This is a genomic window from Lutibacter oricola (assembly GCF_900106565.1).
Lineage (GTDB): Bacteria > Bacteroidota > Bacteroidia > Flavobacteriales > Flavobacteriaceae > Lutibacter > Lutibacter oricola.
The window spans coordinates 574,769-586,313 of sequence record NZ_FNNJ01000001.1; the positions used below are offsets into that span (position 1 = coordinate 574,769).

Annotated in this window: 5 protein-coding genes; all 5 read left to right on the plus strand. The window is 33.3% G+C overall.

What is annotated here, in order from left to right; all coding sequences use genetic code 11:
- The first annotated feature begins 13 nt into the window (after window positions 1-13).
- Window positions 14-2,482 carry a glycoside hydrolase family 2 TIM barrel-domain containing protein gene (locus BLU40_RS02320; protein WP_090119321.1) on the plus strand — a complete coding sequence of 823 codons (2,469 nt, stop codon included), beginning with the start codon at window positions 14-16 and terminating at the stop codon, window positions 2,480-2,482.
- Between the two features lie 12 nt (window positions 2,483-2,494).
- Window positions 2,495-4,201 (plus strand): hypothetical protein, encoded by a 1,707-nt coding sequence (locus BLU40_RS02325; protein WP_245729879.1) that lies wholly within the window; start codon window positions 2,495-2,497, stop codon window positions 4,199-4,201.
- A gap of 61 nt (window positions 4,202-4,262) precedes the next feature.
- Complete coding sequence (locus BLU40_RS02330) at window positions 4,263-6,083, plus strand: sulfatase-like hydrolase/transferase (protein ID WP_090119323.1); 1,821 nt, start codon at window positions 4,263-4,265, stop codon at window positions 6,081-6,083.
- Between the two features lie 62 nt (window positions 6,084-6,145).
- A complete protein-coding gene (locus BLU40_RS02335; protein WP_090119325.1) occupies window positions 6,146-8,308 on the plus strand; it encodes a hypothetical protein in 2,163 nt (720 codons plus the stop codon).
- A 33-nt stretch (window positions 8,309-8,341) separates the two neighbouring features.
- Window positions 8,342-11,536: a glycoside hydrolase family 2 TIM barrel-domain containing protein gene (locus tag BLU40_RS02340; RefSeq protein ID WP_090119326.1), complete on the plus strand. Its 3,195-nt coding sequence runs from the start codon at window positions 8,342-8,344 to the stop codon at window positions 11,534-11,536.
- Window positions 11,537-11,545 lie beyond the last annotated feature (9 nt).

Below are 11,545 nucleotides of genomic sequence, written 5' to 3' on the forward strand. Positions count from 1 at the left end.
TAGAAATCAAGATATGAAACATATATTTTTAAGCATATTCACTTTAGTATTCGCCTTTAGCGTATACTCTCAATATTCTTCTGAAGAAAACTTTAATAAAAATTGGCTTTTCTATAATGATATTGCTGAAGGAGCAGAACAACCAAAGTTTAATGATACTGATTGGCGAAAGCTAAATTTACCACACGATTGGGCAATTGAAGGACCTTTTGATAGTAAATACGATTGTCGTATGGGAGCATTACCTGTTCACGGTACAGGTTGGTATCGTAAACATTTTGCAATGCCAGCTTCATCAAAAGGAAAAGTTGTTAGAATAGAGTTCGAAGGCGCCATGTACAATACCCACGTTTGGGTAAACGGAAATAAGGTTGGACACAGACCTTATGGATATATTGGTTTTGAGTTTGATATTAGTAAGTATTTAAAATATGATGGTTCAGAAAATGTTGTGGCTGTTCGTTTAACACCTGAAGATTATTCTTCGCGTTGGTATCCGGGTGCTGGAATTTACCGTTCGGTTTGGTTGAGAGTTGATGAGCCTGTTCATATTGCTATGTGGGGAACCTATATTACTACGCCAACAGCAACGGAAGCCAAAGGAGTAGTTCAACACGAAACAACCATAGTAAATAAATCTTCAGAAGATAAAAAAGTAAAGGTTTTACATACTTATTTTAATGCTGAAGGAAAGGAAGTTGCCAAAAATTCAGAAGAAATTATTGCAAAAGCAGGAGAAAAAACGTGGTCAGGAACATTTACCAATATTTTAAACCCGAAATTGTGGAATGTGTATCAACCAAATTTATATTCAGTAATTACAACTATTTCAGAAGGCGAAAAAGTCTTGGATACGTACAATACCACCTTCGGAATTAGAAATATTACCTATACTTCTGATGGTTTCTTTATCAACAGAAAGCAAGTAAAATTTAATGGTGTAAACTTACATCACGATAATGGTGCTTTGGGAGCAGCAGTTTACAAAAGAGCAGATGAACGTAAACTTGAAATTATGAAAGATATGGGCGTAAATGCCATTCGTTGTAGTCATAATCCACCATCACGAGAATTTTTAGAGGTTTGTGATGAAATGGGAATTTTAGTAATTGATGAATCTTATGACTGCTGGGAAATTCCGAAGATTAAAAACGGTTACAATGTAATGTTTAAAGAATGGGGAGAGCGTGATTTACAAGATATGATTTTACGAGATAGAAGTCATCCATCTGTAATTATGTGGAGTATTGGTAACGAAATTAAAGAACAATGGCAACCAACTATTGGTTGGAAAGTAGCGAAAAGATTGAATGCTATTTGTAAAAACTTTGATACATCACGCCCTACAACAGCAGGATTTAATTCTTATCCAACGGCTTATATGAACAATATGGCACAACAAGTGGATATTGCAGGAGCAAATTACAAAGCTGTAAAATACGGAGAATTAAAAGAGAATTTCCCTGAATTGGCATTGTATGGTTCTGAAACTTCTGGTGTGGCAAGTAGTAGAGGCGTATATCATTTTCCAGTTGAAAAGTATAAAAAGCACAAGTCCTTACACGTTACAAGTTACGATATTGTAGGGCCGGTTTGGGTATTTCCACCGGATATTGAATTTCATTTTCAGAAGGAGAATCCGCATATTTTAGGAGAATTTATCTGGACAGGTTTTGATTATTTAGGAGAAACAAGCCCTTATGGCGGATTGGATAATATAGATAATGATGGTCATTGGAATTCAGATTATCCTTCACGAAGCTCATATTTTGGAGCTGTAGATTTAGCGGGATTTCCAAAAGATAGATTTTACCAATACCAAAGTCAATGGACCACCAAACCAATGATTCACTTAATGCCACACTGGAATTTAGGAAAGGAACTGATTGGAGAAACCGTTCCTGTTTATTGTTACACCAATTGCGATGAAGCAGAGTTGTTTGTAAACGGAAAATCAATGGGTAAAAAGGTAAAAGGAAAAGATTTAACCAGACGTATAGTTGATTTTCTTCGTTACGATCCAAAGCATTTTGATTCACCTTATTTATTAAGTTGGGATGTGCCTTATCAACCTGGAGCAATTAAAGTTGTAGGCTATAAAAACGGAAAAAAGATAAACGATAAGGAAATTAAAACAGCTGGAAAACCGAAACAAATAAAACTTTCAGTAGATAGAAATGTAATTGATGCCGACGGAAAGGATTTAGCATATGTAACCGTTGAAATTTTAGATAAAAACGGAAATTTCTGTCCATTAGCCGATAATCAGGTGTATTTTGAAGTTTCAGGAACAGGAAAGTTAGTAGGAGTTGATAACGGAAGTCAAATTTCAACAGAATCCTTTCAGGCTTCAAAACGAAAAGTATTTAACGGTTTAGCATTGGCTATTTTAAATTCAAATGAAGGTGAAACCGGAACCATAAAACTGAAAGCGAAATCAAAAGGTTTAAAAGGAGCAACTGTATTAATTAATACTAATTAATTATTATAAAAAATGAAACCATTAAAATCATCATATTTAATTCTATTACTTTTAAGTTTAACACTTATAAATTGTACTAATTCCGAAGAAAAAAAGGAAAACAATCCACGATATCCAGTATTAATGAATATGGTGCATCACAATCCGGGAGAGCCACGATTCAATACAAAATATACCGAACCGGCATATATTAAAAAGTTAGGCTACAACGGGCAAGTACCAAAGTTTGAAATTCAGTGTGCGGTAACTTATGATGATTATGAAGCCAATTTAGTGCCAGATAATACACCTGAAAAATTGTGGATTGAGCGAAAAGCTCACGATGTACGAATAATGTTGGAAAATGCCAAACGTACAGGAATGCCGATTTATCCGTTTACTGATGTGTTGGTAGTGCCAAAATCGGTAATGGAAAAGTACGGTGATGAGATGAAAGAAGACGGAAGATTGTCCATTCACAAACCGCGAACACAGGAAATTTTAAAGGCTCAAATTGCTGAAATATTTAAAAAATTTCCAGAATTAGGTGGATTAACCATTCGTTTTGGAGAAACCTATTTACACGATACGCCTTTTCATACCGGAAACAGACCGGTTTATGGAGCAGAAGACCATAAAGAAATTCTTAATTTATTAAGAGAAGAAGTTTGTGTAAAAAGAAACAAAAAGTTGTTTTACAGAACGTGGGATTGGGGAAAAATCAAAAAGAAATTTCATTTGAGACCGGATGTGTATTTGGAAATTACAAATGCCGTGGAACCACATCCAAATTTGTATTTCTCCATTAAACACGTAAACGGGGATTTTCTGAGAGACCTTCCGTTTAATAAAACCATTGGCATAGGAAAACATCAGCAAATTGTAGAAGTTTCAATCAATCAGGCGGGAATGTATGGCAGAAATGCACACCCTTATTACATAGGAAAAGGCGTAACCGAAGGTTGGCCGGAAATGAAAGAAAAGAAAGGTTTACGTGATTTATACGAAAATCAGCAGGTAAAAGGAATCTGGACGTGGACTTGGGGAGACGGTTGGTACGGACCATATTTTGGAAATGAATTCTGGATGGATTTAAATGAATACATTATCAGAGAATTTGCCAAAAATCCATTAAAAACAGAAGAAGAACTTTTTAATGAATATGCTCAAGAGGTTTTAAAAATGTCTTCAGAAAACATTAAAAAACTGCGTGAATTGTGTTTGTTATCTGTAAATGCAGTGTTTAAAGGTCAGGCAACAAGTATGCAGTATATGCAACCTTGGTGGATTAGAGATCACTTTTTCTCAGCGCAGGATATGTCTATTTATGTAAAAAAAGGAATTGCAAATAAAGTACTAAAAGAGAAAAAAGAAAACCTGAAACAATGGTATAAAATGGAAGACATTGCTAATAGTATTTCATTACCAAATAAAGAAGATGAACAATTTATAAAAGTTTCAACTACCTATGGAAGAATAAAATACGAGTTAATAGAATTGATTTTCCGAACACAAATTATGTTTGCTCAACTAGAAAAAGGAAAGCCATTCAATAAAGAAGAAGCAAAATTAATTTTAGATACCTACGATCAAAAATGGAACGAGTGGAGAGCTTTAAAGAAAAACAATTCTTGTTGTCCAACATTGTATGTAGATTATGAAGCAACCCATTGCCAAGGAAATAAACCATTTATTACTTCAATTAAAAAATTAGAACAACTTTTAGTTAAGAATAACTAGTAATATTGTTAGAGAATTCTGCAATAGTAAATGATAATATTTTAAAAAATTAAAGATATATATGAAAACAATAAAAACAACATTAATAATCCTAAGCTTCCTATTTGTAGGAAAAGCTATTGCTCAGCAACCAAACGTACTTTATATTTTAACAGACGATCATCGTTATGATGTAGTGCGTTCATTCAATAAAATGATAACTGGAAATGAAATGAGTGAATTGGGGTATGTTGAATCTCCGGAAATTGACAAGTTGGCTGAAATGGGAACTACTTTTATTAATACCTATTGTCAGGCTCAGGGTTGTGCGCCATCTCGTGCTTCTATGCATTACGGGCGATACCCTTTTCGATCTGGAATTTACGAGTTTGAATATCACAATAATACATTAGAACATTCAAAACCTACATTGCCAGAGCAAATGGCAAAATTAGGTTATCAAACTTTTCATGTAGGTAAACTTGGTGTACGTATTAAAACATTAAAAGATGGAAAAACCAAGCCATACGCTATTTATCAAACAGATATAGACTTTAGAACTTTAGCAAGAGAAAATTTAACTGCGTGGGGAAGTGATTGGCTAAGAGAAGTGAATGGACATAAGTTAGAGAAACCAAAAAATTATTCTTTCATAGTTAATGATAATGGTGAACGCGAGTACATTTCTACTGAAATTGAAGATATGGGTTTTCAAAAGAAAGGAACTGCGGAGGCTACTGTGAAAAAGTACGATTTGTTGCGTAAAATTAAAGGTAAAAAGAAAACTACTTTTGATATGGGAATGATTATTGGCGGTGTAAGTGCACGCAAGGCTGGGAAAACTCGTGATGGTTATTATACTTCTGTATTTCAAGATTATTTAAATAATGCAGACAAACCTTTTTCAGTTGGTTCTTTAACTTACAATGGAATTAATTCTTCTAAACCTGTATTTTGTCATATTGGGTATGATTTTCCGCATACACCAGTGCTTCCACCTGCCGATTATAGAGAGCGTTTTAAACAACATAAATATAAAGTTCCAGAGCTTAGCGATGAAGAATATACCGCAATGGCAAAGCAAATGAAAAAAGTAGTTGACAGGAATTTCACTAATAATTATAGTGATAAAGACAAACAAACTATGATCCAAGATTATTTTGCTTTTTGTGCTTATGGAGACAAATTAATAGGTGATGCTGTAGATACTTTTATAAAATATAGCGAGTCGAAAAAACAAGAATGGATGGTTATTTATGTTCATGGAGATCACGGTTGGAAATTGAATGAGCATGGTGCTATTTCTAAATTTACTCCGTGGGATATTGATAGTCATAACCCAATTGTAGTGGTATCTTCTGATAAAAATAAATTTCCAGCAGGAAAGGTTGTTAGTGATTTTACAGAGTTTGTAGATATTGCTCCAACCGCATTGGCTGCTGCCGGAGCTAAATTAAAAAATGAAGAATTTAGTTATTTAGATGGTTTAGATTTAGCAAAGATTGTACAAGGGAAAGCACCAGTTCGTGATTATGTTATTGGTGAAAGTCATGCAGTTACAGGTCCACGTGCATTTATTCGTACTAACGAATATGTGTTTTCAATACAAACTCGTCCTAACACTAAACACGGCGAAAATATGAAATGGGCTTTAAATGCAAATTATAAAGATTTGGACCCAGCTTTATATCATATTACTAAAGATCCACAAGAAATTAACAATGTAGCGTTTGATAAAAAGTACAAATCTATTGCCAAAGCTATGAAAGAAAAATTGCTGAATATTGTTTTGGGAGATAACAGAGTTGAAGTGGAATGGGAAAAATGGGGAAGCGGTACAAAAGTATTTCATAGTAATTTTGCTCCAGGTTCGCATGATTTTAAGTTGAAATTACCAAAATAGTATAGAATACGAGTAGCTGCATTTTGAAAACATTAAGCCATAGAATTAAAATATCAACTAAAATGAAATACATAAAACTTTTATTTTTAATTATCATAATTAATTCGTGTAACAAAAAACAACATAATATTAATGTTTTTATTGAATCAGAAAATGCTCAAACCGAATATGCAGTTTCTAACGCAGGAAAGTTGTTTGATACTGATATTCTACAACGAGTTTTTGAAAAGCAGGAAGCCGATATCATTGTATCTGTAAATGAAGCTGAAAATTTAAAGCCAGAAGGATTCATTTTAACAAGAAATTCCGAAGGAAAACTAGAAATAGTCGGTAAAGATACCAATGGTGCTATGTATGGGATTTTTGATGTTGCTGAACAACTATCTTTTGGTAAGAATTTTCAAAACCTTAAAGAAAAGACAATTAATCCATCATTGAAAAATCGATTTGTAAAATTTAATTTACCTTGGAGTCCATATCGAAAAGGAGAAGTAATTTCTCAACACGAAGAAACTTGTAGAGATACGCTTTATTGGAAATCGTTTTTAGATATGATGGCTACAAATAGGTTAAATGTATTGTCGTTATGGAATTTGCATCCGTTTACAGATATGATCAAGCCTGAAAAGTATCCTGAAGCTTCTTCGTTAAGTGATTCTGAACTAGCAGAACGTAAACAATTCTGGAAAACAGTGTTGCAAATGGCCAAAGAGCGTGGTATTCAAACATATATTGTTAATTGGAATATATTTTTGCCTGATGAATTTGTAGCTGCTCATAATCTCTCAGATTATAAAATGACTGATAAACATTGGGGGCAAGGTTATACTTCAGAATTAATTGAAGACTATACGCGAGAATGTATAAAACAGGTAATTAATGAATATCCAGATTTAACAGGAATTGGTCTTACGCTTGGTGAAGGAATGGGAGGAATGACATCTACTGAGCGCAGAGATTGGGCAAACAGAGCCATTATTGAAGGAATGCAAATGGCAAACCGAAAGGCAAAACTGCTATATCGAGCTCCTTTATCTGCCTCAACAGCAAGTACAGGTGACACCGATAAAATAACCGAAGTACTAACTCGCGAAACGTTAGATACTTTAAGTATTCCTTCTGAAACAATTATAAGTTTTAAATACAATTGGTCGCACGGACATTCATCAGACAAATTATTTATAGTTCACGGAGGAAAATTATCAGATACGTATTGGAACCCTGCACCAAAAAATTACTCGGTTCTTTGGACTGTTCGAAACGAAGACTTTTTTGTTCACCGTTGGGCACAACCTGATTTTGTGAGACGTTTTATTAAAAATAATGTCTCACAATCGTATATGTCTGGTTGCATAATAGGTTCCGAATGTTATATACCTGCTAAAGATTATTTTTCAAATAATGCTGCAAAAAATCAATTTAAATATGCGTATGAGCGCCAATGGTTGTGGTATTCCATTTGGGGTAGATTGCTATATGATACACAAACAGATGACGAATTATTTGCACAGCAATTAAATAAAAAGTTTGGTGTTGAATACGGAAATGAGCTGTTAGAAACTTGGAAAACAGCAAGTGACTATTACCATTTATTTTCGTCATTTTATATTGGTTCTTGGGATGCAGCATTGTATTCCGAAGGATTTTCTTCAATTATGCGCGGCTCAAATGTTGATAAGAAAAATAAATTTGACATTATTACAATGCAAGCGTTAGGAAATCGTCCGGTGTTGGATACTTCAAAATTTATAAATATTCAGGATTATGTATTGGGAAAAGATTCTGTTTCCGAAGAAATTATAACTCCGCCGGAATTAGTTGATGTTTTGAATAAAAATGCTAAAAGAATTCTTAATGACCTTGAAAAATATAGAAAAGCATCTACAAATCAAGAGCTAGAAATCGAATTAACAGATTTGGAAACATTAGCCTATTTACAAAAGTTTTTTGCAGAAAGAATTAATGCAACCTTATTGTTAGCCGAACATATTTTATTGGATAAAAATCTTGAAGAAGAACAAATTAAACAGCATTTGGATGTATCAATTGCATATTGGGAAAAGATTACAGAATTAAAAGAGCGGTACAATAAACAAGTTATACCAAACATTTTTAATAAAAATTTAGATTACCAAAAATATTTAGAAACATTGACTGATGAACGAAATAATTTTCAAGAAATAAAAGAATTTTATAAGCATCACGTAAGCACATTATCATTTTAACCATTGAATTAACGAGTAAATAGCCATAGAATTATGATTAACAAATTATTGAAACCATTTTTGTTGTTGTTTTTGCTAACACCAACAATTGTTATCAACGCACAAGAATTTTGGAAAGATAAACAAGTATATACCGTTGGAACTGAACCACATTCGGCAACGCATTATGTATTTCCAGATGTTGCTTCGGCTTTAGAAGGAAATTATAAAGAATCTACATATTATAAAGATTTATCGGGAGATTGGAAGTTTAATTGGGTAGCAAAACCAGCAGATAAACCAACAGATTTTTATAAACCATTATTTGATGATAGTAATTGGAAAACTATTCCTGTGCCTTCTTGTTGGGAGCGTCAAGGTTATGGTGTGCCTTCACATCGAGGACTTGGAGCTTTGGTAAGAGATGAAAAAATTAAAATTCCAAGTGTACCAGATGAAAATCCGGTAGGGAGTTACAGAACCACTTTTGAAGTTCCTGAAAATTGGAAAGAGCGTCAAACATTACTTCATTTTAATGGAGTTTCAAGTGCGTTTTACTTATGGATAAACGGAGAATTGGTTGGTTATGATGAAGATTCTATGACAAGTTCGGTATTTAATATTTCTTCATATTTAAAAGAAGGAACAAATACAATGGCTGTTCAAGTATACCGTTGGACAACAGGAAGTTATTTAGAATCTGGAGATACATGGACATTCAGCGGAATTTTTAGAGATGTTTATTTGCAAAGTAAACCTCCGGTGCAAATCAAAGATTTTTATTTGACTTCAAGTTTAGACGAAGCTTATAAAGATGCAGTTTTTAAGGCTAAAATTAAAATTCAGAATAATAGTGAAGAAGTAGCCAAAGCTTACAAAGTAAATATTGCAGTTTATGATGAAAATGGAAAAATAATTTCTGAATCTAAAGATAAAAGTCCAACATTGGGTTGGCGAATGGGGAATTTAGGAGCAGAGACTATTTTAAGTTATTCAGCCAAAATTGAAAGTCCGAAGTTGTGGTCTGCTGAATTTCCTAACTTGTACACAGTAGTATTGAGTTTGATTGATAAAGATGGAAAAACAGTTGAGGTAACGCAAAGTCCTTTTGGTTTTAGAGAAGTTAAAATTAAAGATTTACAAGTATGTATTAACGGACAACCAATTAAAATTAAAGGGGTAAACCGTGGAGAAACACATCCTGAAACTGGTAAAACTTTATCTGAAGAATCAATGATTCAAGATATTTTATTAATGAAGCGACATAATATAAATGCGGTTCGTTCTAGCCATCATCCAAACGATCCTAGATGGTATGGTTTATGCGATAAATACGGATTGTATGTAATGGATGAAGCCTTAGAATCTCCAGATTATTTTATTAGAGGAAATGGTTTGCCAGGTAGTGATATTGGTTGGTTAGCAACTGCTTTAGACCGAACTGTGGCGATGGTTGAACGTGCCAAAAACCATCCTTCAATAATATTTTGGTCTTTAGGAAATGAATCCGGTTGGGGACAAAATTTTGCATTGATGAGCGATTATATTCGTCGTTTTGATCCAACAAGACCAATTTCATATGATGGAAGAGAAACAGATTGTTGGTCTGAAAAGGATTATTTTGATATGAATAGTTCAATGTATCCATTTATTGAAGACGATGAAAAACAGAAACATTGGAAACTATTGAGTTTTTGGGCTGAACCAAAATACGAAAAACCATATATAATGATTGAATATGCACACGCTCAAGGAAATTCGTTAGGGAATTTTGCTGAATATTGGCGTGTGGTAGATAGAAATAAATCGTTTGTAGGCGGTTATATTTGGGATTGGGTAAACCAAACGTATTATGAAAAAATGCCTGATGGAAGTAAAAGAGAAAGTCATAGATTGGATTATCATCCAATAGATAGTCTTCCTGTTAACGGCGATTTTTCTAATGTACTGAAATTAAAAAATGAATGTGCCAAAGGAATTATTTTTGCTGATAGAACTATAAAACCAACAATTTTAGAAGTTAAAAAAGCACAACAATTTATTGAAATAACTGCAGACGAAAATTCGAAGCAGGTATTTCATATAAAAAACAAATATTACTTTACAAATCTAGATTATTTTGTTGGAAGCTGGACGCTGCTTAAAAATGGAGAAAAAGTTAAAGAAGGAACTATTTCAGAATTAAATATTGCTCCACAAAAAACAGGAAAGTTTGAAGTTAAACTACCTCAGTTCAAACAAAATGCAGAGTATGTACTTCAATTTAGTTATCGTTTAAAAAATGCAACTATTTGGGCTGAAGTAGGTCACGAAGTAGCGAAAGAAGAAGTAATACTTCAAAAATGGAAACCTTCAGAATTAAAGGCTTTGGGTAAAGTTTTAGTTAAAGAAACTGTAAATGAAATTGATGTTGTTGGGAAAAATTTTAAAGTGATTTTTGATAAAAATACAGGGATTATTTCATCAATTCAAAAGAATAAAAAAGAACTGATTGCTCAAAGCGGAGCAGTGAAAGGACCAAAATTAAACGTGTATCGTTCACCGATTGAGAATGATAGTAAATTCAAGAAAAGTTGGGCTGAAGCAAAGTTGAAGAGTTTGGAACAAAACCTAGTTTCAATAAAATCAAAACAAGTAAATTCTTCATTGTTTTCCGTTGAGGTTGTTATCGATTATAAATCTGAAAAGGGAAGTTTTAAGCACGAAAGTGTTTATGAAATTTCAGGAAACGGAAGTGTTAAAATGAATAATAAAGTAATACCAACAGGCTTTGACGATATGGTAACTTTACCAAGAGTTGGTGTTAAATTAGGGCTGGTTTCAGGCTTAGAAAATGTTGAATGGTACGGAAAAGGTCCACAGGAAAATTACCCTGATAGAAACGAGTCTGCACATCTTGGAATTTACAATTCAACTGCCACAGATTTATTTACACCGTATTTAGTTCCGCAAGAAAATGGAGCGCGATCAGATGCTCGTTGGTTAGCGTTAGCTTTCAAAAATAATAAGAAATCTGCTTTAAAAATTGAAGCTGATACACCATTTGTTTTTTCAGCATTACATTATGATGCAAGCGATTTGGACAAGGCAAGTAGACCTGCGTTTTTAAAAAGCAGAAAGGAAACGATTTTAAATTTAGATGCTAAAATTTTAGGTTTAGGTAACGCTAGTTGTGGCCCAGTGCCATTAAAACAGTATTTACTTCCAGTAGAAACGTATGAGTTTAGTTTTATGTTTAAGTTGTTTTAGTAAATTAAA

Coding starts and splice junctions, on each gene's coding strand:
- BLU40_RS02325 (WP_245729879.1), top strand. CDS start 2,495: ATGAAACCATTAAAATCATCATATTTAATTCTATTACTTTTAAGTTTA.
- BLU40_RS02340 (WP_090119326.1), top strand. CDS start 8,342: ATGATTAACAAATTATTGAAACCATTTTTGTTGTTGTTTTTGCTAACA.
- BLU40_RS02330 (WP_090119323.1), top strand. CDS start 4,263: ATGAAAACAATAAAAACAACATTAATAATCCTAAGCTTCCTATTTGTA.
- BLU40_RS02335 (WP_090119325.1), top strand. CDS start 6,146: ATGAAATACATAAAACTTTTATTTTTAATTATCATAATTAATTCGTGT.
- BLU40_RS02320 (WP_090119321.1), top strand. CDS start 14: ATGAAACATATATTTTTAAGCATATTCACTTTAGTATTCGCCTTTAGC.